This is a genomic window from Devosia neptuniae, assembly GCF_025452235.1.
Classification (GTDB): Bacteria; Pseudomonadota; Alphaproteobacteria; order Rhizobiales; family Devosiaceae; genus Devosia.
This window is the reverse complement of the sequence record NZ_CP104964.1, coordinates 51,691-76,009: the sequence shown is the minus strand read 5'-3', so window position 1 is coordinate 76,009 and position 24,319 is coordinate 51,691. Positions and strand designations below refer to the sequence as shown.

Annotated in this window: 26 protein-coding genes and 3 pseudogenes; 17 read left to right on the top strand and 12 right to left on the bottom strand. The window is 58.4% G+C overall.

Annotation, left to right across the window (positions count from 1 at the left end; translation table 11 throughout):
- Positions 1-117 precede the first annotated feature (117 nt).
- From N8A98_RS00385 to N8A98_RS00370, 5 genes are all read left to right on the top strand, one after another.
- Entirely contained in the window at positions 118-354 is a 237-nt protein-coding gene (locus tag N8A98_RS00385; RefSeq protein ID WP_262165613.1) for a type II toxin-antitoxin system prevent-host-death family antitoxin, read from the top strand.
- Positions 355-358: 4 nt separating this feature from the next.
- Positions 359-736 (top strand): hypothetical protein, encoded by a 378-nt coding sequence (locus tag N8A98_RS00380; RefSeq protein ID WP_262165612.1) that lies wholly within the window; start codon positions 359-361, stop codon positions 734-736.
- A 268-nt stretch (positions 737-1,004) separates the two neighbouring features.
- Positions 1,005-1,919, top strand: a complete 915-nt coding sequence (locus tag N8A98_RS00375) for a nucleotidyltransferase and HEPN domain-containing protein (protein ID WP_262165610.1) — start codon at positions 1,005-1,007, stop codon at positions 1,917-1,919.
- A gap of 1,112 nt (positions 1,920-3,031) precedes the next feature.
- Positions 3,032-3,376: a DUF2335 domain-containing protein gene (locus N8A98_RS23315; RefSeq protein ID WP_390888754.1), complete on the top strand. Its 345-nt coding sequence runs from the start codon at positions 3,032-3,034 to the stop codon at positions 3,374-3,376.
- 177 nt (positions 3,377-3,553) lie between these two features.
- Positions 3,554-3,922 (top strand): baeRF12 domain-containing protein, encoded by a 369-nt coding sequence (locus N8A98_RS00370; protein ID WP_262165609.1) that lies wholly within the window; start codon positions 3,554-3,556, stop codon positions 3,920-3,922.
- Positions 3,923-3,934: 12 nt separating this feature from the next.
- Here N8A98_RS00370 and N8A98_RS00365 read toward each other — a convergent pair whose 3' ends face one another.
- From N8A98_RS00365 to N8A98_RS00355, 3 genes are all read right to left on the bottom strand, one after another.
- Complete coding sequence (locus N8A98_RS00365) at positions 3,935-4,972, bottom strand: L,D-transpeptidase family protein (protein WP_262165607.1); 1,038 nt, start codon at positions 4,970-4,972, stop codon at positions 3,935-3,937.
- Positions 4,973-5,083: 111 nt separating this feature from the next.
- Complete coding sequence (locus tag N8A98_RS00360; protein ID WP_262165605.1) at positions 5,084-5,479, bottom strand: hypothetical protein; 396 nt, start codon at positions 5,477-5,479, stop codon at positions 5,084-5,086.
- A gap of 384 nt (positions 5,480-5,863) precedes the next feature.
- On the bottom strand, positions 5,864-6,244 hold the full coding sequence (locus N8A98_RS00355) for a response regulator (RefSeq protein WP_262165604.1): 381 nt from the start codon (positions 6,242-6,244) through the stop codon (positions 5,864-5,866).
- Positions 6,245-6,363: 119 nt separating this feature from the next.
- Here N8A98_RS00355 and N8A98_RS00350 point away from each other — a divergent pair, with 119 nt between their 5' ends.
- Positions 6,364-6,690: a hypothetical protein gene (locus N8A98_RS00350; protein WP_262165602.1), complete on the top strand. Its 327-nt coding sequence runs from the start codon at positions 6,364-6,366 to the stop codon at positions 6,688-6,690.
- A gap of 11 nt (positions 6,691-6,701) precedes the next feature.
- On the opposite strand, the gene N8A98_RS00345 is transcribed toward N8A98_RS00350, so the two are convergent.
- The 3 genes from N8A98_RS00345 to N8A98_RS00335 all read right to left on the bottom strand — a co-directional run bounded on the left by N8A98_RS00345 (position 6,702) and on the right by N8A98_RS00335 (position 7,760).
- Complete coding sequence (locus N8A98_RS00345) at positions 6,702-7,115, bottom strand: sensor histidine kinase family protein (RefSeq protein WP_262165600.1); 414 nt, start codon at positions 7,113-7,115, stop codon at positions 6,702-6,704.
- A gap of 44 nt (positions 7,116-7,159) precedes the next feature.
- Positions 7,160-7,402 carry a hypothetical protein gene (locus N8A98_RS00340; protein WP_262165599.1) on the bottom strand — a complete coding sequence of 81 codons (243 nt, stop codon included), beginning with the start codon at positions 7,400-7,402 and terminating at the stop codon, positions 7,160-7,162.
- 151 nt (positions 7,403-7,553) lie between these two features.
- Complete coding sequence (locus N8A98_RS00335; RefSeq protein ID WP_262165597.1) at positions 7,554-7,760, bottom strand: cold-shock protein; 207 nt, start codon at positions 7,758-7,760, stop codon at positions 7,554-7,556.
- A gap of 441 nt (positions 7,761-8,201) precedes the next feature.
- Between N8A98_RS00335 and N8A98_RS00330 the strand changes: the two genes are divergently transcribed.
- Both N8A98_RS00330 and N8A98_RS00325 read left to right on the top strand, forming a co-directional pair.
- Positions 8,202-9,602: a sensor histidine kinase gene (locus N8A98_RS00330; protein ID WP_262165596.1), complete on the top strand. Its 1,401-nt coding sequence runs from the start codon at positions 8,202-8,204 to the stop codon at positions 9,600-9,602.
- A 13-nt stretch (positions 9,603-9,615) separates the two neighbouring features.
- Positions 9,616-10,071, top strand: a complete 456-nt coding sequence (locus N8A98_RS00325; RefSeq protein ID WP_262165594.1) for a response regulator — start codon at positions 9,616-9,618, stop codon at positions 10,069-10,071.
- A gap of 220 nt (positions 10,072-10,291) precedes the next feature.
- Here the strand turns inward: N8A98_RS00325 and N8A98_RS00320 are convergent.
- Both N8A98_RS00320 and N8A98_RS00315 read right to left on the bottom strand, forming a co-directional pair.
- A pseudogene (locus N8A98_RS00320) lies at positions 10,292-10,593 on the bottom strand (hypothetical protein); the annotation flags it as partial.
- An 11-nt stretch (positions 10,594-10,604) separates the two neighbouring features.
- Complete coding sequence (locus N8A98_RS00315; protein WP_262165592.1) at positions 10,605-12,800, bottom strand: AI-2E family transporter; 2,196 nt, start codon at positions 12,798-12,800, stop codon at positions 10,605-10,607.
- 266 nt (positions 12,801-13,066) lie between these two features.
- On the opposite strand from N8A98_RS00315, the gene N8A98_RS00310 reads away from it, so the two are divergent.
- Both N8A98_RS00310 and N8A98_RS00305 read left to right on the top strand, forming a co-directional pair.
- A complete protein-coding gene (locus N8A98_RS00310; protein WP_262165590.1) occupies positions 13,067-13,369 on the top strand; it encodes a hypothetical protein in 303 nt (100 codons plus the stop codon).
- A gap of 70 nt (positions 13,370-13,439) precedes the next feature.
- Positions 13,440-13,676 carry a hypothetical protein gene (locus N8A98_RS00305; RefSeq protein ID WP_262165589.1) on the top strand — a complete coding sequence of 79 codons (237 nt, stop codon included), beginning with the start codon at positions 13,440-13,442 and terminating at the stop codon, positions 13,674-13,676.
- Positions 13,677-14,096: 420 nt separating this feature from the next.
- Here the strand turns inward: N8A98_RS00305 and N8A98_RS00300 are convergent, their stop codons facing one another.
- Positions 14,097-14,570 (bottom strand): hypothetical protein, encoded by a 474-nt coding sequence (locus tag N8A98_RS00300; protein ID WP_262165588.1) that lies wholly within the window; start codon positions 14,568-14,570, stop codon positions 14,097-14,099.
- Positions 14,571-14,888: 318 nt separating this feature from the next.
- Between N8A98_RS00300 and N8A98_RS23410 the strand changes: the two genes are divergently transcribed.
- On the top strand, positions 14,889-15,188 hold the full coding sequence (locus tag N8A98_RS23410) for a DUF7684 family protein (RefSeq protein ID WP_449240162.1): 300 nt from the start codon (positions 14,889-14,891) through the stop codon (positions 15,186-15,188).
- 138 nt (positions 15,189-15,326) lie between these two features.
- Here N8A98_RS23410 and aspS read toward each other — a convergent pair.
- Positions 15,327-16,644 (bottom strand): annotated as a pseudogene (aspS, locus tag N8A98_RS00295) (aspartate--tRNA(Asn) ligase).
- A 488-nt stretch (positions 16,645-17,132) separates the two neighbouring features.
- Between aspS and N8A98_RS00290 the strand changes: the two are divergent.
- The 3 genes and pseudogenes from N8A98_RS00290 to N8A98_RS00280 all read left to right on the top strand — a co-directional run bounded on the left by N8A98_RS00290 (position 17,133) and on the right by N8A98_RS00280 (position 19,703).
- Positions 17,133-17,903, top strand: a complete 771-nt coding sequence (locus tag N8A98_RS00290; protein ID WP_262165587.1) for a nucleotidyltransferase domain-containing protein — start codon at positions 17,133-17,135, stop codon at positions 17,901-17,903.
- 248 nt (positions 17,904-18,151) lie between these two features.
- Entirely contained in the window at positions 18,152-18,619 is a 468-nt protein-coding gene (locus tag N8A98_RS00285; protein ID WP_262165585.1) for a hypothetical protein, read from the top strand.
- A 174-nt stretch (positions 18,620-18,793) separates the two neighbouring features.
- Positions 18,794-19,703: pseudogene (locus tag N8A98_RS00280) on the top strand (hypothetical protein).
- 452 nt (positions 19,704-20,155) lie between these two features.
- On the opposite strand, the gene N8A98_RS00275 reads toward N8A98_RS00280, so the two are convergent.
- Entirely contained in the window at positions 20,156-20,755 is a 600-nt protein-coding gene (locus N8A98_RS00275; protein WP_262165583.1) for a YcxB family protein, read from the bottom strand.
- 332 nt (positions 20,756-21,087) lie between these two features.
- Here N8A98_RS00275 and N8A98_RS00270 point away from each other — a divergent pair, with 332 nt between their 5' ends.
- Positions 21,088-21,555: a hypothetical protein gene (locus tag N8A98_RS00270; RefSeq protein ID WP_262165582.1), complete on the top strand. Its 468-nt coding sequence runs from the start codon at positions 21,088-21,090 to the stop codon at positions 21,553-21,555.
- 359 nt (positions 21,556-21,914) lie between these two features.
- Here N8A98_RS00270 and N8A98_RS00265 read toward each other — a convergent pair whose 3' ends face one another.
- Positions 21,915-22,598 carry a hypothetical protein gene (locus N8A98_RS00265; protein ID WP_262165580.1) on the bottom strand — a complete coding sequence of 228 codons (684 nt, stop codon included), beginning with the start codon at positions 22,596-22,598 and terminating at the stop codon, positions 21,915-21,917.
- A gap of 270 nt (positions 22,599-22,868) precedes the next feature.
- Here N8A98_RS00265 and N8A98_RS00260 point away from each other — a divergent pair, with 270 nt between their 5' ends.
- Both N8A98_RS00260 and N8A98_RS00255 read left to right on the top strand, forming a co-directional pair.
- Positions 22,869-23,159, top strand: coding sequence for a hypothetical protein (locus N8A98_RS00260; protein ID WP_262165578.1), 291 nt, complete (start codon positions 22,869-22,871; stop codon positions 23,157-23,159).
- Positions 23,160-23,313: 154 nt separating this feature from the next.
- Positions 23,314-24,033, top strand: coding sequence for a DUF6683 family protein (locus N8A98_RS00255; RefSeq protein WP_262165577.1), 720 nt, complete (start codon positions 23,314-23,316; stop codon positions 24,031-24,033).
- Positions 24,034-24,319 lie beyond the last annotated feature (286 nt).

The window sequence follows — 24,319 nt, the reverse complement described above, 5'->3', positions numbered from 1 at the left end:
CTGTTCATCCATGATCTAGGCACCATATATCCGTGCCCTAGGGCTTAAGATTATCACGCTTGCCAAATTACGTAATTTAGCTATTTTACGCCAAATACGGAAGAAAGGCTGGACCCGATGAAATTCTACACCCTGACAGATCTCAATCGCGCCTCTGGCGAAATTCTCGACACCGCCCTTGTCGAGCCTGTCACTCTCACCAAGCACGGCAAGGGCCGGCTGGTGGTGATGAACGCCGACCACTACCGCAAATTGACCGAACGCAGTGGGATTCAAGCATTTACCCTGCAGGATGCCCCTCCGGCCGTTATGGACGAGCTAATGACCGGTCTTGCCCAGCTACCGCAGAGCTAGGCCGGTGTTCAATGCCTGTGACGTTGTGCAGTTCAACTATCTTTGGGCGCGCCAAGCCGATGATGGGGAGGAATCCGGCAGGTATGCACGTCCGGTCTGCGTCGTCGTGAAGTCTACCGCTGCCTATCTCTTGTTTCCGATAACGATCGTGCCGCCGGCAGCGGATCAGCCCGCCGTGCTCATCCCAGACTTGGAGCGCCGCCGTGCAGGCCTCGACCTGCCATGCTGGCTCATCCCGACGGAGTTCAATCGCGTCCCGCTTGACGCTGCGTTCGATTTCGCCAGCGCCGAGGCGATGGGGACATTCAGCCCCGCGTTCATGCAGCAGATCGCGCAAGCCATACGTGCCTGTGCGCCGAACCGGAAGATCGACCGCGCGTAATAGGGCATCGAAAGCCGATCGGCGTGCGTTTTGCTCGGCAGGAACAGCGCTGAGTTCCACCATTGTCCATCAATCGCTGCGGGGTCTGAATTCTGGTCAGTTCATTGACGCCACGATATCCGCAAAATCGCTATGTCACCGAAGTCGAACATCGCAAGGCAACTCTCACGCCGTTCTCCTCACCCAACCAGTGGAGTTGTGCGTCGACTCCTGGTTGGGCATAGTTCACAAGCCGAACTGTTCGCGAGCCTGAAAGGGGCGTCATCTAATGAAGATCAGCCTCGATCACCTTCCCGAAAGCAAGCAGCGCAATGTGGCGCGCATCGTCGAGATCATCCACGAGGAGTTCGATGACGCGCTCAAGGAAGCCAAGTCAGAGGCCAAACGCCGTGGCCGCATTCTGAAGATCATCCTGTTTGGATCATACGCCAAGGGCACCTGGGTCGATGAGCCCCACACGATGAAGGGTTATCGCTCTGACTTCGATATTCTGGTGATCGTCAACGAGAGCCGTTTCGCGGGGTTTGAGTATTGGGATAGGGCGACGGACCGGCTAAACCGGGAGCCGACGATCGGTGCGCCGGTGGGCCTGATCGTGCACTCGGGTCGCGAAGTGAACAATGCCCTGCGCAATGCGCAGTACTTTTTCACGGACATTCGCAAAGAAGGGGTTGTTCTCTATGAGATGGATGACCGCGAGCTCGCCGAACCCGGAGTGCTCACCCCACAGCAGGAAGCGGACGTCGCAAAGGCACATTTCGATGAACGTTTTGAAGCGGCTGTGGAGTTCTTAGAATTGGCTTTGGTTGCGCTTGAGCGAAATTTTGTAAAACGATCAGCGTTCCAACTCCACCAATCAATAGAGCAAGCTTATGCCACCGTGCTGTTGGTGCTGACTAATTACAGTCCCCCATCACATAACCTCAAATTCCTGCGCATGCTCGCCGAGGATCGTGACCGTCGCCTCATTGAGGCCTGGCCGCGTGACCAGCACCGTCACAACGCCTGGTTCAATGTTCTCAATGAAGCCTACGTCAAAGCCCGCTATTCCAAGCACTATGAGATCAGCGAAGAAGCGCTGAAATGGCTCATGGAGTGCACCGAGCACCTGCACGCGCTTGTCCGGACGGTGTGTGAAGAACGTCTGGAAAGCTTAGAACAGGTTGCGATAGCCGAGCACTAGTCGCGTGATCCCAGACGCTGACTTAGCCGTGGCTCCATAGGGCAAGAGGAACTGTACTTTGTACGATTTGCAATTTAGCCACGTCGATATCGTAGTGGCTGATCTGGCCGCAGCAGTCGCCCAATACGAAGCTCTTTCCTTCTAAAGTGGTTTGGAACCGCCAGGGCTTCCATGTCGAATTTTGCACGATGTCAATGGCGATGAACGCGTTTTCTTAGTTCAACCAATTGAGGGCTCGCTTAAAGACGTTTTATCGAAGAGGGGCAGCGGCACGATCTATCGGATCTGTTACACGGTGCCAGATGTCTTGAGGGTCTACGATCAGCTCGTCGCCAATGGAGTTCAACCGGAGAATGAATGAGGCGAACCGATCAGGCGAGAGGATGTCGCGCCAGTGGGCAGAGTGGCCAGAATCTGGCTGCCACAAGCGATCGGCCACCTCTCGATCGAACTGTTGGAACGAGACGCTTTTGAAGAAAAAATGCGTATAGCGAAATCGGAAGCTACCCAATATAGGGCATAAAATATCAACCTGAGGCCACCTCGCGTTGAACCACTATCAAAACGTAATGGCTTCGTGGGCCAAGTCGGTGAGATTTGGAAGGCGTTGGATCGGGGCCGTGCCATTGTGCCGGCCAGCAAGCGGTGCAAGGTCTCGATTACGCGCCCGTGCGCTTCACCGAGGCCCTTGAGGCAAGCGGATTCCCGGGACCACTTTGAACATGGATTGCGGCATTGCCACCGGCGCGCTTATGCTCGCGATTCACAGGGGGCTTGGGTTGACGCCTAATCGCTTCAACGACTGCTTGCCTCGGAAATCCGAAAACTCGGGGAAACGAATTTTCGTGATAGTGTGTTGTATGGTCACATTGTTGGGCTATATGAAGCCCGTAATGATCGGAAAGTACCGATGAACCAGCGAATGAAACGACAGGCAGTTAGGGGCAAGCGGGTAGCGAAAGCTTTCGTCGCCGGCCTTGGCTCGCTTCTGTCTGTTTCGACGCCTCAAGCCAGCCACTATCACCCCGCGCCAAGTGCTCAGTCCGCCCTGCGTGGCGACTTTGCGCGCATCGGAAGGGACATGTACATAGTGGTCGAAAGAGAGCGTCAGAATGAGAAAACCAACCGCTAGGCGCCCAACCCCGCCCAAGCGGCCTCCCCCTGACCAGCAAGAAGTCGTTCACCCCAGCGGTAAGATTACCCACGTGGAAACTCAATGGGCGGGTCCCCTGCCGCCGCCTGCCATTCTCGATGGGTTCAACCATGTCGCTGAGAATGGGGCGGAACGCATTTTCAAGCAGTGGGAGACCGAATCCGAGCACCGCAGGATGATGGAGCGGAGGGACTTCACGTGGTCAGTTGCCGAAGGGAGGCGCTGCAGCACGCGACAGACGTCGCGATGGCATTCAGCCGAGCACAGGACGTACTCCCCAGCCTCTACGAAGAGGCCGGCGTGATCATCGATGCGGAGGGGAACGTGCGGGAGGAATGAACGCCTAGTCGATGGCGCGGTCCATACTTGGCGTGAACAACTACTTCGATGGCAACCGCCACGTAAGTCGGCTTCTGACAGGCAACTGTGGGGTGGGTAGCGGTCAGTCTGCTTTTGATCGCAACATGACGGAAAGCAGCCATTGGAGAGGCTCTCCGTCTGCACACTCGGCGCGGCGCATCTCATCTGGACCTTGTGTGACGGCGATCTCATCCGACAGGCCGATGGCGACATCGTGCGCTTTCGGATGAACTGGATGCTGTGGGTGGCGGTGGCACTCTTTGGCCTCTCCTTCCTTGGTCGGCCGTTGATCACGCCAGTGCTCGCCAAGGCGGACATCTGCTGGCATCATCGCGATGCTGAACAAGAGGGACCTGGATGGCCACGAGCCCTCGGCGAAATGCGCAAGCACTACCACAAGGCCCTGACCGCCAAGCTTCTTGGTGAGATCGCCAAGGATCTGACCGGCCACTCCATCGGCGACGTCGAAGCCGCTATCGAGGCGGCCTGACATCTTCTGACGCTAGAGGAATGTGACCGTCACCCCAGGTCCCACCATGGCGGCCAATTCTTCCGCGTCCCAATTGGTCAGACGAATACAGCCATGAGAGCCGGTCTTGTCAATCAGGGCCGGCTCTGGGGTTCCATGAATGCCGTAGGTAGGCTTGGAAAGCGCAATCCACATTGAGCCGACAGGTCCATTAGGTCCGGGCGGGATCGTCAGGACCTCGGCGTTTTCGCCCTGCTGGAAGTTGATTGCCGGATTGTAGGTGTAGTTAGGCATCGGCGTTGCCTGCCCAACAGTGTACACCCCGGTGGGGGACGGGTTGTCTTCGCTGCCGATTGTTGCCGGATAGGCCGCGAGCAATCGTCCAGCCTCGTCATAGGCCCGCACCTGGCGCAAAGTCTTGTCCGCCACGATCTGAGCTGCCTGCCCGACCTGGTTGGTACCGGTCATCGCGATGAAAACCGTCTCCCCTGCGTGAAACGTAGCGGAGGGGTTTAGCGCAGCCAGAAAATCCACATCCATGTGGAAACGTTCGGCGACCATCTCCCGAACGCTCTCATAGCCGAGAAATGTCAGCGTTGCCATTTCGGCATAGTCCGAAGGTATGGCAGGCACCACCGCAGCCTCATCGTCCGCTGTTACTTGATAGGCCCCGATGACCTGTGCGCCTGTCTCAAGCACCGCCAGCACTTCTGGATTGAGATTGCCGTCGATCGCAAGGCCGTACATGAACTGAAATGCCATGATGGCCTTGCGGACATTGTCGCCGTCGAAGCCATCAATGACGCCGGGTGAGATACCATGCTGATCCAGCAATATCTGCAAACGGGCGACTGAAGCACTAGGCAGGATGGGCGCGGCTTCGGTCCCATCCGCGATTTCTGGTGTTGTCTCGATAAAAAGGCGCCTTTGTAGCCCCACGTCCAAGCCCAGCTGCGCTCCATTGATGACGTCAGCAGTGAGCTCCCCAGCTGCAGGCATGCTCTGCGCCATAACCGTCACTGGCTGAAGCAAAGCCAGCAGGGTAAACGCGATTTTTAGATGCTGGGTCATTCTGGCTCCAAGCCATGGAAAGGTGATTGTATGGCAGAACGCATGAAAACTTCCCCGACGGGTCGGGGAAGTTTGTGGAAGGTAGTCCGTTGACGTGCGATAGCGCCGTCGTCAGGAGGCGGGAGCATCGTCAGTTATGCGGCTGAACGAGAGGGTCTGGCATAGCACCACCACTCTGCAACCCTCGATCTCGATCGTATCCGCGGCCACCTGAGTAATGGTGCTCTCCGCCTCGCTGCCGTCGAACATGACAGTGCCCTTCCATTCGTTGGCGGCTGTCTGGTCCGCCTGCATGATCTGCTTGTTCACAAAGGCCAGGTTGCCTTCGGTCCGAGATTCACCCTGAACTTCGAGCAGTGTCGCACACAACTGCGTGCCCTCTCCACAGAGCGAGAACTGCAGTGTCGTTCCAAAGGAGTCGCGCCAAGTGCCGTCTGGCACAGCCTCTTGGGCTACGGCACCAGAGGAAAGAAGGGCGAAGGCGGAGAAAGCGAGAATGGCACGCATTGGTCACCTGTAGGTAGACAACAAAAAGCCCGGCCAACGGAGCGCTGACCGGGTTGCTGGATTGTTAAACGTGTAGGCCCAACGTGGGATGAGCCTAGTGGTTGCACGCCAGACGAAAACAAGTGGTCCGCACCGGACCACCAGAGGCGCTCGGCCGCAGCATTGGCTTCATCCCATCGAGGTATCCGGGGTCCCCTTAAGGATACACAGTTCGGCCTTGAGCCTCGGCGATAGGTCGGGCCCGGCCGGTCGCTCAGTTTCTACTGCCGCTCGGCGACAACACGGGCTTCAACGGCTTGGAGTATCTGCCCCTGATGACATCTGGCTGGTAGACGTCCGAGGCATCCCTGAGTCTGGAACACAATGGCCCCGCCGAGGACCGCTTCAGCGGTTGCGATTACGGCCTTCAAGGACCATGGCACGCACCGCGTCCGCAATGGTTGCCGGATCGTAGGGCTTGATGAAGAACCGTGCATCGGGCACGTCAGTCGGCATCTGTCGCAGCTGGCCCGACACGACGACGATCTCGACCAATGGGAAATTTCCGCGAGCCTGCGACGCTAGGCGCAGGCCGTCCAGGCCGGCTCCCAAGTCTACATCGGTGAGGAGACAATCCACCCCTAGTTCAGCGTCCAAGGTTTGCAGAGCCTCTTCAGAGGTTGGCGCTTCGTGAACCTTGAAGCCCTCGTCGTGCAGGGCATCCACGATGTTTATGCGGGTGATCGCGTCGTCCTCGACAACGAGAACGACAATCGGGCCAGTCATTTGGGAAATCTCTCAGGTGCGTTTGGCACCTGAGTTGTCCCTGGCAACCATTCGTTGGATGCCGGAGTTGAGTGAGCGGCGTCGTATGCACTTCGCAACGCCGCGCGGAAAGACCCATTATGCATGACTATCCGGCCGACGCAGACATCGTCTCGCAAATCGAAACCGTGCGCACAGCGCTTCCCACCTGGGTTGTCAGCACTGTCGAATTGGTCGAGCTGGCAGAGAATGCTGAACGGGCTGCCGTTCACTCCAATCCCGAAACGCTCGATCGCTCTCGCCAGCTGATCGTCGAGGTTGCAGAATGGCAGCAGAAGCTCGCCGAATGGCAGGTGCTGGACCTGAGCCCTCGGCTCAAGGCCGAACTGCGCATCCTCAAGGCCACGCTCGACGCGTCAATGGATGAGGCGAACCGTGCTGCAGGCGAACTTCATCTGTTCGACTAGGCGCATCTGCCTCAGACCGCGAGGCGTTCCGGATTAATCTTGAGCGTGACGACGAGGCCATCCTCAGCCCAATCGTACTGGATTGAACCGCGCAGGGCGCTGGTGATACTGCGCTCGACAAGCCGGGTGCCATAACCGGCGGGCGCGGTGGACTGCACGACCGGTGGGCCGCCGGTCCAAACGACCGTGACAGCATCGTCCCTGGCGGAACAGGACACATCGACCAAACCCGTCGGCAGGGATAGAGCTCCGTATTTCAACGAGTTTGTGGCAAGCTCGTGGACGATCAATGCCAGTGTCGTCGTTGCCATTTCGCCCACCACCATGCGCGGCACTGAAACCCGAATGCGCCCGCTGAAGGCGCCCAAGTCGTCATAGGACGCCAGGAGGACCGAGAGCAGGTCACCCAGCAAAGCCGCCGCCACCGTCGTTTGACCAGGCAGTGGCCCGCCCGGTGGTCAGATTGTGGTCAGTGTTCACGCTCTAGGGGATATGCGGCGTGATCGTAGAGCGCCTGGATGGTGCCGCCTTCAAAGCGCTGCTCGTTAACCTCAAGGTAGGATCCCGCTCGAGCTGCAACTGGCAGCTCTTCGATGACGAACTGTACGGCCTCGGCGGCCGTTCTGAAGCGCCGATACTGGGTCTGGTTGGTCTTGGCATAGCGACGGCTAGCAAAGAGTTCCGCTCGGGCGCCGAAATTGAAGTTTTCCATGATATTCGATCCTTGGGTGGCCAAAAAGCCACGCGCCCGAGATAGGGCGCGCGGCCGATGACGGACTGGAAGTTGAAGAATTCGCCGCGCGGGCGCGATCGGTGCCTCGACCAGTGGGAGGCAAACCGGGCCAAGAGGCCCGGTAAAGATGCTAGACTAGAGTCAGGTTGGTTGCCGAAACCTTGCCATCGCGGCCGGTCTCAAGTTCATAAGTGACCTTGTCGTTCTCGTAGAGGCCGTTCAGGCCCGAACGCTCAACCGCGGAGATATGGACGAAAGCGTCCTTGTCGCCGCCTTCAGGGGAGATGAAACCAAAACCCTTGGTCGTGTTGAAGAACTTGACGGTGCCGTTGATCATTTGAATAGTCCTGTAATGTAGCCCGGAGCTGAAGCGAGCGGGCAGATTGTCCAAAGGCAAGACGCCAATGGATTCTAAACGTTCGCAAAATAAGGAGGTAGCCAGGGGCCGAAAACCGGCAGAACAGGCAGCCAACGATGGCTGAAAACGTGAGGCACTTATTTCATTTATTTGGGGACAAGTAAAGGAAGTTCCACCCGTGCCGAACACTATTCGGCGACGAATAGGCCATCTACGCAATTCAGGACGTGAGTATGCTCGCCAAAGGATCCACCTCGTTACCGGGTGAGGCCTCCTCCCAAACGCCCACCAGCCGGCGAGGAACCATCTAAGCCACCCGGACAGGCGCAGTCCCCAAGGCAAGCGTCCGGGAACCATTGAACGGCAGGTGGGTTGAGCTTGGTTGACGAACCGTAGGTTGATGTCACGCAGGGGCGGCGGATGAGCAATGTTGGGCTAATGAGGGACAGTTTCGAAGTCCCTAGGCGGGAAATATCTTCAGAAGATTACGAGGACTTTTTTGAGAATGGTGCTCTTCCCCTGCATTTGGTGGGGAGCGATGGGTCCATCCTGCGCGCCAATCGAGCAGAGCTAGATCTGCTCGGTTACACGGCCGAGGAGTACATTGGTCGGCAGATTTCCGAGTTCCATGCAGATTCCGAGACGATAGCCGAAATACTGGACCGGCTCGCCGCGGGGGAAAAGCTGGTCCGCTTTCCGGCGCGTCTGCGGGCCAAGGACGGCTCTATCAAGCATGTCGAGATCACCTCCAGCGCGCAGTTTCGCGATGGGCAGTTCCTCAACACGCGTTGCTTTACGAGTGACGTCACAGAGATCGTGGAGGTCAGACGGCAATTGGCCCGCAAAGACGAGGAAATGCATCAGATCCTCGAGGCGCTTCCGGCAGCTGTCTACACCACCGACGCACAGGGCAAGATCACCTACTACAACAAGGCTGCTGCCGAGCTTGCCGGTCGAGAGCCCGTCATTGGTGTGGATGAGTGGTGCGTCACTTTCCGCCTGTTTACGGGCGACGGGCAGCCCCTTCCCCATGATGAATGCCCGATGGCGATCGCTTTGAAGGAGAATCGGCCGATCCGCGGCGTGGAAGCCATGGCGCAGCGACCCGACGGTACCATGTTCCCGTTCCTGCCCTTTCCCACACCGATGCGGAACGAGCGTGGTGAACTTGTGGGCGCGGTGAATATGTTGGTGGATATCAGCGACCGGAAGCTGGCGGAAACGAACCAGAAGCTTTTGCTCGATGAACTCAATCACCGCGTCAAAAACAACATGGCCATGCTCTATTCGTTGATCCGTTCGGCTGAACGGGAAAGCAAGAGTACCGAGGCTCGCGCCGTTCTGGGGAATGCTGCTCAGCGCGTAGGGGCGATGGCCGCTGCCCAGCAGACCCTCTACACCGAGCATAGCCGGTCTGGAGTGGACGCTCGCGATTTCGTCGATGCCGTATGCAAGAGCGCTAGCCAAGCGTTTTCCGACAAGGTCACACTTAACATCGACGTTGCCGCCAAGTTCTTGCCGAATGACGCAACCATGCCGTTGGCCCTAATCATCAATGAACTCCTGACCAACGCGGCAAAGCACGGCTGCGACCATGCCGGAAGCTGTCAGATTTGGGTTTCGCTTGCCCGGACCGACGGGGACTTTGTTCTCCGCGTGCGGGATGACGGTCCGGGCTTTAACTTTGCGGACACCGGACGGCGTTCGTCAGGCACGGGGCTGGTGTCTGGGCTTGTGCGCCAGCTACGAGGATCGTTTTCGGTCGCTCCGGGGGCCGGAGCGGAATGCACGGTTAGATTCGCGGACCGGCAGTCAGACTGAAAGTAGCGACTTGATGACCTGGCTTGCAATTGGCGACAAACCTGCCCGCATTAATCGAGAACCTGCCGCCATAAACAGGCCAGTTCCAAGCCCTACAGGAACGCTCCGGATACTCATTGTGGAGGATGAATTCCTGATCGCTCTTGAGCTGGAAAATCGTCTCCTCGATGCAGGATTTGAGGTCGTCGGCATCGCTGCTACCGCCGAGGAGGCACTATCGTTAGCAGCATCCGAACTCCCAGATCTCGCCATTACAGATATCAGGCTCGCGGGTCGAAAGGATGGTGTTGATACAGCCATAGAGCTTTTCACCACCCTCCGCCTGCGTTCAATCTTTTCGTCTGCCCATGCCAACGATACCGAAACTCGGAATCGAGCCGCCCCAGCTTATCCTATTGGGTGGTTGCAGAAGCCCTATCCCGCCAACGTCTTAGTGAGGATGATCAGAAGCTACCTGATGGATGGGTAACTGCGTTGCTTTCGCGGCCGTCGTCGCTCTGGCGCCAACTCTGTTCCGACCCACTCAGAGCGAGGAGCGAACGGAGCCTGGGCTTGATGACGTCTCTATTGCCGACGAGCCAGTTGCCCAACCACCTCATAATGTATGCTCAATCTCTATGACCTGCCGAGCCAAACAAAACCATCCCACCAGGTACGATGTCGGATTGGACGTGGACTAGACCCGGAGCCTACCAGAGCGGCGAGTGAGCGACAGGGCAGCTTTTGGAATTTCGCACGCACATGAGTGCTTGAAGAACGGCAATGAAGTTGGAAACTGCCGCCGTTCCAAACCGCATATTATGCACGCGGGCCATTTTGTTGGCCATGGCCACGCTCGCAACACGCGCCGGCTTTCGGGCAAGCAATGCCAGACGGTAGGGATCGGCCGCCTCGGGCTTGTACCTGGCCCGGCGGACCAGAGAGGTCGCGCCGATCACCAAGAGCTTCCTCAATACCGATCACCCATCTTGGTGATGCGACCGAGGCGGTCATTCAGCGACCTTACGGAATTGTGGCCGCCTCCTGGCCCCCGAAACGAAGCACCAGGTCGTCGGCTGCGGCAACCAGACGCGCCACGTCCTTATCGGTGAAGGTGCGCGGATCGTAATCGAGCAGTACCAGGGCCCCGACGCATTCTCCATCCGGCAGGATCAGTGGGGCGCCTGCATAGAGGTCGATGCCGTTGGTCTGAAGATAGGCATTCTCGCCAACCAGCGGATGAGGTGCACCGGACAACACAACCAGCGGCTGGCGGGTCTCCGCCACGATACTGGTGAGGCCATAGGCGTCAACGTCTTCGAGGTGCCGCTCGTCGGTCAACAGGTTTATGGCCGCGACTGGGATGTCGAAATCGTCGGCGATCTGCTGGATGGCTCGACCCAGCTCATCGTTGCCGCGACCCGCGCCTAGGAACGGCATCCTCTTGTGCACCCGGGCGCGATCGACCTGCTGCTCGCGCATGTCACGAAGCAGCGCGCCCTCTACCACGTCCTCCACAGTACGGAAAATGGCATCGACATGCAGCGTCTCGTGCGTCTCGCCGCCGCTTGCTTCATTGAGCGCGCAGACCAGAATGCGGACATCGGGCGCCATGCGGCCCAGGCGACGTGACACGTATCGTGCCTGAGCGCGGATGTCGGTGCCCATGAAGACCAGCACTATAACCTCTACCCCATCTGTGTCGAGGCGGCCGATGGCTTCCTGACGAATGGCAAGAGGCGGAAGGACACGACATTGCAGTTCCTCCTCGGCCAGCCGGTGCGCCACCAGCATTGCGGCGCACTCATCGATTTCGGTGCGACCGCCGATCAGCAGCAGCTTGCTCTGTTCGGGCCATTTGATGGGGGCGACCTCATTGATCACGGCCTCGAAGGACTGCACCAACTGGCGGCGCTGGGGCAAGGCTTCGGCCCGGTCCGACAATTCGCTGTGGGCCAACGAAAGCGACGGCATCATTACCTCGTTCAGGAAACGGCCGGCACCATGGTCCTCTACATAGTCCTCAGCAATGTCGATGGCACCCTCCGCATCACCCTTCATCATTCGCTGGTAGAGGCGCTCGGCGGAGGTGAGGACAGGCTCGCTGCCCAAGAGGGTTTCAAAGAACTGAAATTGCGGTAGGTGACGCCCAATGACCACGAGGCACACCGTCATCGGGGTAGCGAGGATCAGTCCGACCGGCCCCCATAGCGTAGCCCAGAACATAGCTGAGAGCAGGATGGCGATGGGTGATACGCCGGTGCTTGATCCATAGAGGCGCGGTTCGATGACATTGGCCGTAGTCAAATCAAGCAGCAGAAAAAGGCCGACGGATAGCAGCAGCATATTCCAGCCAGGATCAACGGCAAAGGCCAGAAGGAACGGCACCACTGCAATGATCAATGCGCCGACAAAGGGAATGTAGCGAAAAAGGATGATCAGAAGTCCCCAGAGCACCGCGCTGGGAACCCCTATCAGCCACAGACCAACGCCGAATATGATGCCGTAAGTAATGTTGACGCCAAGTTGGATCAGCAGGTAGCGCCCGACCCGATGGCTGGCATCAGCAATGGCAATATTCGTCTTGGAATACCGGCCGGCGCTGACCAAGCGGATAAAGCGTTCCTGCAGGTCGCCCCGGCCCAAGAGCAGGAAGATCAGGAATACTACAACAATGGCGACGGTCGCCACCGGCCCGACGATCGAACCAAGTACGGAGCCGATGATTCCGACCGGGCCGATCTGGTTGGAAATGGTCACCGGAATAGGCTCGCCGGGCCGACGTGGCGCGTCGGCGTCATTGCCTGAGGTCTGCTCGGCGACGCTGGAAATGACGCTATTGATCTGCTCGAAAAGGGTGTTTTCACCAAACTGGGCCTGGAGACCTGCGACCTTGGTCAAGATGATCTGCTGGTAACCGGGCAGTTCCTGCGTGAGATTGACGATCTGGGTACCGGCGACATAGGCGAAGAACCCCAGTGCCGCGAGCGCGAGCGCCACAGCGACAATGACCGCAAGTGGATCGGGCAGGTGCAGCCGGCGATTAAGCGAAGTGACGAGGGGTGTCAGGGCAAAAGCCAGCAGTGTGGCAAGCACCAAAGGCACAAGTATCCCAGCGCCTAAGTAGAGCAGCGACGCGATCAGGGCAAAGGTGGCAACCCCTTGGAAGACCGATATCTTCGCACTGGCGGTGCCCGCGTCGTGCTGTTGATCTGACAATGTTGATACTCCATCGTGGCAACGCCCCGCTCCACGATACGTTCCAGCCGCGCAGTGCAGACACTAAACACGGGGCAGGCCACAAATGCACTTCAGGGACTCAACGATGCCCGGGATTGGTCATTGCCAACAGGCCAAGGCCTGGACCAACGACGTTCAGATCAGCGGCGCCCAAGGGAGGCGCTCTCTTGTAACCGCCCGACGCCGGGGTAGTGCCGACACCTGCGGTTTGATATCCTTCCCTTTTCAGAAGGACTAAGTACCGGATGTCACTTTTTGCGGTGAGCTTCGTGCTTGAAGACGGTGCCGACTATGCCGCCCGCCACGCCGCACTGGTAGTAGCGATCGAGACCGCGGCAGTCGGTGAGGTGTGGTGCGAAACCACGTCGTTCTACCTGTTAACCTCAACATTGAATTCACCAGGGCTCAGAGAGGCAATAGCCGGAGGGGCCGACCTTCAGAAGGGCGACACCTTGGTGGTCTTGAACATTAGCCAGACGCGGGGACATGCATCCAGGGGCGTTGCTGACAAGGCTCTATTCAAGAGGTTGATGGAACAAAGGCACTAGTCCGACCCTTGTTGTCTTGTACCAGCGGCGCAATGGTTGCTGATCTTGTCGTCAGCGGAGGCACAGCGCCATGATAGTCGTCCATATGGTAGAGGACCACGCCGGCAACGAACTGAGCCGCGAAGAACTCACTGTCGCGGCTAATAACGAACGACAGTTCGAGGCATGGCTCGACGATGCTCGCGCCGGCTTTGCCGCGTCCGGAGTGGATCTGCCTCACAAGGAGCGGTACTGGGCCCGTACGGCCCAGGTGCCACAGCTCACCCACTATTGGTGGGCAGCTAGCCCATTCGATCAATGGACATGACGAGGGGTTTGGAGGGCGGCGTGGCCGGCCCGAAGTATCCTTGACTTCGACGATACTCGAACTGGATAGATCGGTGCCGGGCAGTGTAGCAGCTCGGCAGGCCTGGCCTTCGCCAGCTAACGTCGGAGGCGGCCCTTAGGTCGCCACTAGCGTTTGATGTTCAAGCTTACTGAGCTGCCGGAGCCGCCGCCTGGTCTGGTGCTCTACTGCTTGGCTGCTTGGCCGGTTGTGCGCTTGGGTTGGCATTAGCGGCGTCGGAATATCCGTAGGGGAGTCGACACCTGCCAGGCAGAAACGCGCCCCATTTCGGCTGTTTGACGAACGTTCGCACTTCCTCAATGCGGACATCAGGGTTCGACACACGAGTAGTTGGGGGAACGGAAAGGCTGCTTTCCGGTCGGCTGGCTGGAAAGCGGCCCTTTATTCGCCAGGCCATGCCTTCAACACACGCACGCCTTCCGGTTCAGCTCCGGGCCAGAGCTGAACTACGTATTGATCATCTCCTTCAAGACCATCTTCACTGAGCGTGTCGAGACCGGAAAAGCTGGCACGCACGCCAAGCGGCCCTGCTTTCACCGAAAGTCGCGGAGCGGTGGCGTCGTAGTCCGTCAGGCCAGCCAGCACGAGTTGGCCTGAGGGACAATCGAAATGAGCCTCGACAATGTGTTGGTAGGCATTGAGATCGAGAGCGGGTCGTATGTCGTGCCATTCAACGCGGATCGGCACGGTCATATTGCGCGCTGTGTGGAGAATGACCGCATACGACCCGGCCATGAGACGTCGGGCGATCGCCTCATCGGTGTAGACGTCGGGTAATTCAGGATGGGCTTCGTCGCCCAGGTATATTTGGAAATAGTCGGCCAAGAGATTGCCGTCATACAGAACTTTAGACATAGCTGCCCGAGCAGCCAGAGGAGCTGTCATCCCAAGGACCCCCATCGCGAGCAAGGTGCGTCGGTTCAAAAGCATGCTTCGTCTCGCGTCAATTTGATTTCTGCCAAATGCTCCCATGAGTAGGTTGTCGCAAATTCCCGAAATCAGCGACAGGTATGATCCAAGACCGCACCGGCATACAAGGTCCGCTTCAAGCGTCCTTGCATCCTGCCACGAACGGCAGAGATGGGGTCGGGTGCGGCCGGAGTGGGATGGATTGCAGTCCGTCTGCTTTTTCAGAATTGTCCCGGCAATTGTTCCGGATGAGGGCTAAGCGTCATGACCTACTCACCTATCATCCTACTTCATGCGCCGCTTCACACCTCTCCGAAGTTGGCCAACTTTGTTGCGGATTGCATCAGCAGTAACGTGCGGCTGATCTGCGTACTGGGGCCGGACTGCGAGCGAGTTCACGACGTGATAGACGAGATTATTGTTGGCGATGGCTCCGGCGCAGAAGGTCAAGACATTACGACCACTTGGCATACCGATGAGACGGTCGCGGAGGTAAGAGAATTCGCACGTCAGTTTGCAGCGGGGAGCAGATTTCCGAACGCGGTCCAAGAGATAACCCTATAGCTTGATCTAGCTGCGGCGGCTTTCAGGTGGTTTCGCGAGACGTTTGAATGACCGCAATGGGGTCGTCACCGAACCGGTCGTATCCCGGGCATGAAGACGACGTGCCAGATGGCACGCCGCCTATTGCTAATCGAGCTGTCAGGGTCGGAGCCGTTTGGGCGTGCGGCTGAGCAGGGTAACTTCCCTAATGCTTGCGGCATTGAGCAGGCGCATAAGGATGCGGCCTAATCCCACTCCCATTCCGCCGTGCGGCGGGCAGCCGAAGCGAAAGAAATCAAGATAGTCGGAAAGGGACTCTAGCCGCATCCCGCGTTCTTCAGCCTGGGCCACAAGGCGGTCGTGGCGATGTTCGCGCTGCGCGCCGGTAGTGATCTCAAGGCCGCGCCAGAGCAAGTCGAAGCCTTTGGTGAGGTTTGGCCGATCCTCGTGACGCATGTGGTAGAAGGCGCGGCCGCTGGCCGGATAGTCGGTGATGAAGACGAACTCGTGGCCCGTCTCAGTGGCAATGTGTTCGCACAGCATACGCTCGCCTTCCGCATCCAGGTCATCTTCACGGGTGGAGACATGGCCGAGCCGAGCGAGGATTTCGCTGGTCTCGGCAAATGTGACCCGCGGGAAGGGCAGCATCGGCGGAGTGATCTTTTATGCCAAAAAGCGCCTCGATCTCTGCCCCATGAACTTCGGCCACCACGCCGATAGCATGAGCCAGCCATCGCTCCTCGAACTCCATCAATTGATGATGGTCCTTGATCCAACCAATTTCCATGTCGATGGAGGTGAACTCGGTTTCGTGTCGCGACGTGAATGATGGCTCGGCGCGGAACACGGGACCGATCTCAAAGACCTTCTCCATGCCGCCAGCGATGGCCATCTGCTTATAGAATTGCGGCGACTGAGCCAGGAAGGCCGTTGTATCGAAGTAGCTGACTGCGAAAACCTCCGAGCCTGACTCGCTAGCCGTCCCCATCAGCTTGGGTGAGTGGATTTCGCGAAAGCCGTGCTGCTTCCAGAATGCGCGCATCGCCTCTTCCAGCGTGGTTTGCACGGCAAAGACCAGTTGCTGCTCGGGGTAACGCAGACTTACCTGCCGGTGGTCGATCCACTTATCGAGACCTGAGTCGCGCGTGATCGGCAGAGGGGCATCGGCCAGTGCGGAGATGTCGACACTTTCGAGCACGACCTCCAGACCACCAAGCTTGACGGCGGGAGCTGCAACGACCGTGCCGGTCACGATCAGGGCACTTTCGGGGGTCAAGGCGTCCAGTGTCGCCGTGAGCACCGGGTGGTCCTTGCTCTGGGTGAGCTGAACCCTGCCGGTCGGTTCGCGCAGCATGATGAAGCGCATGCGCTTCTGGTCGCGAATGGCTTCGGCGAACCCATACAGTGTTACGCGCTGCCCGATGCGAAGGGGCAAATCGGAAACGAAAGAGCGGCTTGAAGGTAAAGGATCAGACATGACTTTCTCCGGGAGCAAAAGCCGGAACGAAAAAGCCAAATCCTGCAGCCCTTCCGAAAACCGGCAGGGCAGTGGTGATCAATGAGCTACGCTAGAACGCGCACACGACATCCACGACCCCAGAGGGGCCGTTATTATTGACGACGGTGTGGCGCTGCGTGCTCATGGTGCGATCTAATCGCAAGGACGGTGCAATGTAAACGCCAACCACAATGCGTGGCTGCTTTTTGGGAGTTAGCGGCGGCCCTAATGATCTGCAAAGGTTTCGGACTGCTGCCGGTCGAACTGGGGTGGGCGGGCGACAGTCCGCTTCGCGATGAACTGACCAGTAACGGGACTTCCACTTCTCGATACGCGTTGAATTCCATACAATGCTCGCCGTCAACGCACGCAAGCTAGGCAGTCTGCATGTCCGAGCCCGCACTAGAAAATGCTGAACTTCTGGCGCTTGTTCGGCTAGGGAAGAGCGCCTAACACAGGCCGCTGCGATGCTGTCTGCCGAACCGCATGTGCTCGGGGTTTTTCTCGGTGGGTCGCTCGCGGCGGGGAGCGGCGATGCTTTCTCGGACATCGATCTTCGCGTGGTGGTCGAAAGTGAACATCACTCCGACTTCGTCAGGCGCCGTCTGGATATTCCGCGCAGTTGGCCGGGCTTTGTTTTCAATGAATGGATGCCGGGCGCACAACACTGCGTCTCGCACTTCGAGCCCTTCGGAAAGGTGGATATTTTCTATCTCGATGCGGCGCGAATGAGCGCGTCACCTTGGTACGGCCTGCCGAACCGTGTCCTTCATGACCCTAAAGGCTTCCTCAAAAGCTTGTTCGCCCAGTCGAAAGCGCTGAAATTCGACGTGGCGGCCGACGATGTCAGTCAGTCCATCAGCAAGGGTTTGGCGGCGCTGCATGAAACACTCCGACGTGCGAAACGGGGAGAGCTGATCTACGCCCAGACGCTCCTCGATGAGCTTCGACACCACATAATGAAAGCAGACGATTGGCTATTCGATCGAACACCAACCACAGCGATCTACGCAAAATTCGATGCCAGAGGTAGCAAGGAGGTTCTCGACGCGTTGCGGGCGTCCTACGGCCAGCTTGAGGCGGAGACCATCATCCAGGCGGCTGCAGGTCTGCGGGAGATCTATCAGTGGCAGGTAAGGCAATTGCATGAACGTTTCGACCTGCAGAGACCTCTCTCGAACGACAACAAGGCGTTTGAAATGGCCGAAGCGGCGCAGAGCTTGCCAGCGGCGAAATGACCGCTTCTGTGGATCACTAGGTTCCGATCGCACGTCAGAAATGGGGCGTCTGCTGCCATTCCAGACCGCATATTATGCGAATCCGGAACCGTCGCAGTTGCAAGCTTCCTAGACCCTCAGGCCGATCCCTCTGCCAGCTTTGGGGCGAAGGGGTGGGCACTGCCGCATTCCCTGCCAATCAGGCGCCCGCCACTTCGGCGCCCTTTTTTGGTTTAAACTGACGAAAATCGTCACACCACCATGAGCCAATGAAACTCTTACTCCTGCTGTCCGGTCTCCTGCTCGTCTCGCCCGCCGCCCAAGGCGCTGATCCGCACTCTGTCTTCACTTTGCGCGGCGAATGCCAGACCTTCGTCGCGGATGCGGAGAACCTTACGGACATTTGTGTCGGCGAAGTCATACAGGTCGTCTACACCGACAGCCGCATGGACCTCACGATCTGGACCGTCGATGCCAACGGCCGGTTCTTCGTGTTTAGCGGGATTGCCGGCGAACAGAACGGCAACCTTGCCCTGGCGATCGACCAGGTCACCGAAGGCAGGGATCGCAGCGGTAACGACAATCTCGACATCAGTGCTACCGGGCAGTGCTCGCTTGCCGGCAACCCCATGGCCGGCCCCGCGCAGTACACCTGCGACGCCACCGACGAAGCCGGGATTGCCTATGAGTTTGCCTTCCTGACCGACGGCTCGCCCCCCGAAAACATGCTGGACTAAAGCGCATCCTCGAAGACCGAACTGTCCGTTTAATCTGCCACGACGATAACCTGCTACCAATGGCTGCTATGCGTCAATTTCTGCCGGCCGTTTGCCATGCTTCTGTCGCGTCGTAATTTTATCTGCCTTGCAGGCGCCGCTGTGATCACACCCGCCTTTGCCAAGGAAAAGATCCTGCGCGCTTACAATATCGAAATGCTGCATCAGAGCCTGGGTGAGATCGAACCGCGTGGCGATGGCTGGGTCTTCGGCCTGCCGCCTGGTATTAGCACGGCGCAATGGCCGCTCGATCCCAACAATGGCTATCCGCTCAATCACGGTTTTACCATCCGTCTGCCCGAGGACTATCGCGTGCATGGGCCAGAAATCGTCGGCCTGAGCTTCTTTGCCGTCGCCTTTGACCACAATGACGGCATGCCGCTCACCGCCCCCGCAGTACGTGCCTTTTTCGATGAAACCGCCCCAGAGCGACCGGACGACCCTTTCCTGGTACCCTTTTGGGAGGCGCGGCAAAGCGAGCATCCTCGCCTGTTCCGCATGCGCGACGTTCTCGATCTCGAATATGCGGTGATCCTTCTGACGGAACAGGAATTTTCAGGACCATTCGCCCAGCCGCCGCGCCTTGGCCGAGGTTCCCGCGCCGGCGTGGCTGACCAAGGGATCGGCCGCCGCGTTTTGGGACGCGAGCTACTCACCGGGCTCGCTACCGCCCCAGGAGTATTTTATCTACAAGCAATTGGGCGGTATTCCCGATCCGCATCTGACATTCAACCGTGCGATCAGGATCACGCCGCGCACGGAAGATCCCAATGCCGGGATTGCCCCTGACGAATTTGGCGGAAATGGCTATCAGCGCGAATTTTATTGGGAAGGCGGCGTCATCGAGACGGAGAACTATCGCCTGCAGAAGTGGGTCAAGAGCCACCTGCCCAATCATGTCGGCGGCACGATGCGGCCCATCCAGGGCTTCCCCGACTTTAGCCCCTACCACATCGGCTTCGAAGAATATTTCGGCGGCTACAATTTCGGCGGGGGCAATGCCCAGCTCGATTTCAAGGACATGAAATTCGACTGGGCGCAGTAGCCTCGAAGGTTGCTCCTGTGCACCCGGAGAGGTCCACGAGTGACCCGCGTCCGGTATTGGGCTTGATGTCCACGACGACTGCTGAGTCATCGACGCCAAGGGAAAAGCCATCGCGCCACCTGCTTGCCGTGGGTCCACGCACACGCGGCCATTTTGCGAGATCGAAGCCGTCCCCGGCATCCGCCGCCAATGCGCCGCTATCACGGCACGCATCCTCAGTTCATAGCGAGAAAAGGAGCGGCAGTTTGGGACCCGACTGCCCACTTGCTGAAATGAACAATTGGGATTCGTACTGAAATCCGATCAATCCTGTTGCTGGCACGGCGTTGATCTTGAACGCTGAGAGGGTAGCCATGCCATCGAGAAGCCAGCCTGGCGATTACTTTGGCGCTAGTCCTCGATTTAGATTCATGCCTCACCAGCGCGGCTAACAAATATCCTGGGCGGACCTTTCATGGACGGAGTAGGGCTTGGAGAGATGGATCCTTGCGACTGAGTTCAGCCGCCTGAGGGGGCATCTTTTCCAGCGCCTGCTCGAGAAAACGTTTGAGCGTTTTGTGGTCAGGAAATGCTGACAAGGGCAGCACTAGGGCTATCACACCGCTCATGAACGCCAGCGCGGTCGGGGTGCGAAAAATTGCCTCGATGCCGTTCCACCGAAGGAGGAAATCGATATCGGCATCTTGCCAGCGCAAACCCTCCGCATCGCTACTGAAATGCATCTGACCGGTGTGATATGCTGCATTGATCATCTTCGCAGACTGGCGGGTTATCCAAGGCACCAATACCTTCGCGTAAAACAGCCAAATAAGGACAAGGAGCGCCACGGTCGCCGTCCATCCGGGAACGGCTGGCATTAGCATGTGTGCGACTACCCCGGCAGTCGCGCTAAAAATACCGCCAAGCACCATGGTCACCACAATGATGAGATTCAGCCGCAGCCGGTGGCTGGCCGGATAACGCCGGCGTGCCAAAAGCGCACTGGCGGAAAAGAGGTCGTTGAAGTCCACCTGGTAGGTGAAGTCCATTTTGGGGTAAGCGGTTCGGCTCAACGCGGTCACCTATTAACGTTAGAGTCTGACCAGGACTTAATGCAGGCAGAAGTTGTGGCGATCCAGGCCGCTAGGAAGCACCTGACAATGCGCACGTGGAAGAAGGCTTTTTCGGGGTAAGCGCACTGTTGCCACGGCCAAGGGAAGTGTTTCGCAGCCAGTTTGATTTTCGGCAATCATCAGCAGCAAGCTAATTAAACTTGTTTGCAGATACAGGATGGCGGCTGCGCAAACTAGGGTCTTATCTGAACTGTCGCACCTGAGCGCTTACCCCTGCTTTTTTGGCGCCAAAGATGTCCCAAAACGCATCTACTGACTTGAGGAACACCTCCATGAACAAGGATAATCGCAAGTCGCATCGGTTCCCCCGCAGCTTTGCGATAATAGTGTTTGGTCCACTGATCGGTGCGCTGGTCGTTCTTGCCGGTGTTTTCGTGTCCAGCTTCATTGCTGGCAACCCACCACCTGCCGATAACCTGGTCTACGTTATAGGCGTGAGCTCTGGTCTAGTCATCGGCTTTGGTTGGGTTGCCGGGCTCCTCCCAGCCATCCTGTCCGCTATTATTTGGCGTTTTGTTGCGCCCCGCGTGACAGGTTGGGCTCGTGTTCTGGCCGCGCTGGGAATTGGTGCAATGAGCAGTGTGGCGGCGGGATGGCCAATCTTCCCGGTCTATTTTCAGGCGACCCACATCACGCCTCAAGGGCTTGCGATGCTAGCGACCGTCGGCGCACTCGCCATGGTAGCGACGGCATTGCCTGGCGAAGGAAGTTCCCACCCGAGTACGATAGCTTCTGGGTGACCACCGACTTGGGTTTGGGAACCGAAATGGGGCGAAATCAAACCGGCGACTCCGGGGTGGGAACTGTTGGTCCGCTTTCGGCCCGGATTGAATAGAAGCGGACGTGGTTCTCGCACTGCCTTTTTCGGACTCGTTGAGGGCCATACGCCCCAACGTCGAGGTAGAAACCCGTTCGATCGCTAGACCAGCAGATGGCGGCGCTCAACGAGGTCGTTCCACTCATCGCCGGCGGATTGAAGCGAACGCCACAAGTGCAGCGACGCAATAGCGATGCGGCGCTGCAGTTGACTGAGCCGCCTCCTTGAGGAACGTTAGCAAGGGATGGGACCAGCGCACGCCCAAGCAAGCAGCCCTCGCCGTCATCTGTAGCCGGCTGCAAAGCCCTTCTCGAACCATTGAGCGGCGGGCACTGAGACTTGGCTCGCTGAGTTTGTGAAGACCGCCAGCATCCACTCTGCGACGGTCTCTTCCGCTGCAGGCGGCCGAACGCCGAAACGCTGGGCGATTGTCTCGCTAGCCTTCGATGGACCATTCTGTCCCTCGACCCACGACAAGAAGTCGCCTACGGCATTGCCATCATCGATGCTCTTGCCGTCGAGAACTGCGGCAATGGCGCCGGCAAAGAAGCCGGCTTGCTCGGCCTGCGGAAACCAAACCGAACCATCCTGATAGCGGGACGCGTTCAGCGCTTCCGCGAGATTGCCTGCGGGCGCGCCACCATGCATGACTACATGCAACTGATGGACGAGCGGGACCAGGTTGCCATCCTCAATCATGGCCTGTGCATAGGCGCGCAGCGCGCGCTTTCCTCCTCCGCTCCTTTCCAGGTCGTCGCTTATGGCTACCGGATTTTCAAGAAGAGCTGCGCCGAGCAGAGCAAGCTGCGGCGCCCTTTGAGCGGTCGGCATATCCAGTATGGATCCAGTGGACGACATGAATGCTTGCCAAGTCTCCACAGCAGAGGATTTCACCACCGCCTGTTGAGCCAAAACTGGGTGGATCAAACAGGCTATGGCTATCAATATGAAACTGCGACGGATCATTGGCTGGATCTCCTGTGTCGAAGGGCGCTGGCAACGGGTTTGGCGAGAGCAGCAGCTCTGTCAAAAAGAAGCCTGCGCCGGAGGTCGGTGGCGCAGGCGAGATAGGTTGGGGTCAGCTCAGAGCGAGATCAACCTGCCTCGTGACCTTGACGACATCAAGACGGGTGACAGTCTGACCGCAAATTCGCGTCCACTGGCAAGACGCCCTATGCTGAGCAATGGGTGGGTCGCTGACGCACCGGACTGAGGCCACGAGCGAGAGGACATCGAATGAAGGCACTTAGATATGTTCTGGCGTTGCAGATACTGATTTGCACGGTGGCGGTCGGCCAGGCGCAGGACAGCGTCTTGTCCGATCCGGTCAAGCGAAACCACTTCTGCAATGACCATTTTCCCGCCCTCGAGCAATTTCAGCAATGCCACGACATGTGGCCCTATAAAGAAGGCGGCGCTACAAACCCGGACAGCGACTGGATGGGGTGCGAGCAATCCAGCACGACAGCTGGACGCCTCGATGAGGCAAAGATGGCCGAGTGCCTGTTACAGGATATGGACACCTAAGTTCTCCGGGGATCTCCATGAACAAATTTCTGCCGAACAGATGAGCTCGCATGTGGCAGGTGCCGCTTCCGGAACCCCGCAACGGCAGCGCCAGAGCGGCGGCAAATTTAACGCTGCACCACTCTCAAACCGCAGCTTAACGATCGGAGACAGTATGCGCAGACTTACCCTGGCCCTCGTCGGGATGCTCGTGACGGTCCTGCCGACTGATGCACAGGACTACGCCTGGCAGAACTTTGCTGCTCAGGACGCCATGAACACGCTGCACATTCAGCTGCTGCGGCAAACCATCGAGGGCTCGCAGTCGCCGGGTGGCTCCGCGCCGACGCTCGGTGCCTCCGAAACCGTGACCACCTACTCCACATCTCGTCAAGTCAGCGCCAAGGCGCAGCGACAGTTCCTCGATTATATCAAGGAGCGCTCAGGGGACGCGGCAGAACGCGCTGTGGCCGGCATTTTCGCGCAACGCGCGCCGCAGGATATGTGGGCCGAGCTTGTCGCCGAAGACGGACTGGCGCCGGGCGACGCTGTCGACCCGATGGTGTCCTACTTCGCCCTGAACTGGGTCATCGCCAATCAACAGCCGGATGCAGAATTCTCGCTTACCGGCGTGCAACGGCAGGTACGCGCCGCCATGCAGTCCGATCCGACATTCCAGGCGCTCGACGATGCAGGTCGGCAGGAATTTGCGGAAGTGCTGATGATGAATTTCCTGCTCCAACAGGCGGTGCTGTCTGATGCCTACGTCCGTGGTGATACGCAGATGATGCAAGAACTGGCAGAGGCAGCAGTTGCACGCTTTAAGTCGGAAATGGGCATTGACCTCCGGACGCTCAAGCCAACATCGGACGGCCTTGTTGCTAGCGCCTCTTGAACGCGGCGCCTACGGCGGAACTGACTTCTGTTTACAGCCAGCCCACACTGGCCGGGGAAGGACTGCTTTAAGGCAACGGCAACCGCCATTGCGATTTCGCGACTGACCATGGATCGGAAATGACCGGCCGCCTTGGGGTGGCTTTCTGACAGTCTGTTTTCGGCGGCGGTAGTTGCTTGGGCAAGGTCCAAGCGGCTACGATCAGGCGATGCGCTGGGCGGCAGAACGCGGCCGTGGGCACCTCCCGCCCAAGCCAAATCCCGTAGCGACATCGGCTTCGGGTCAA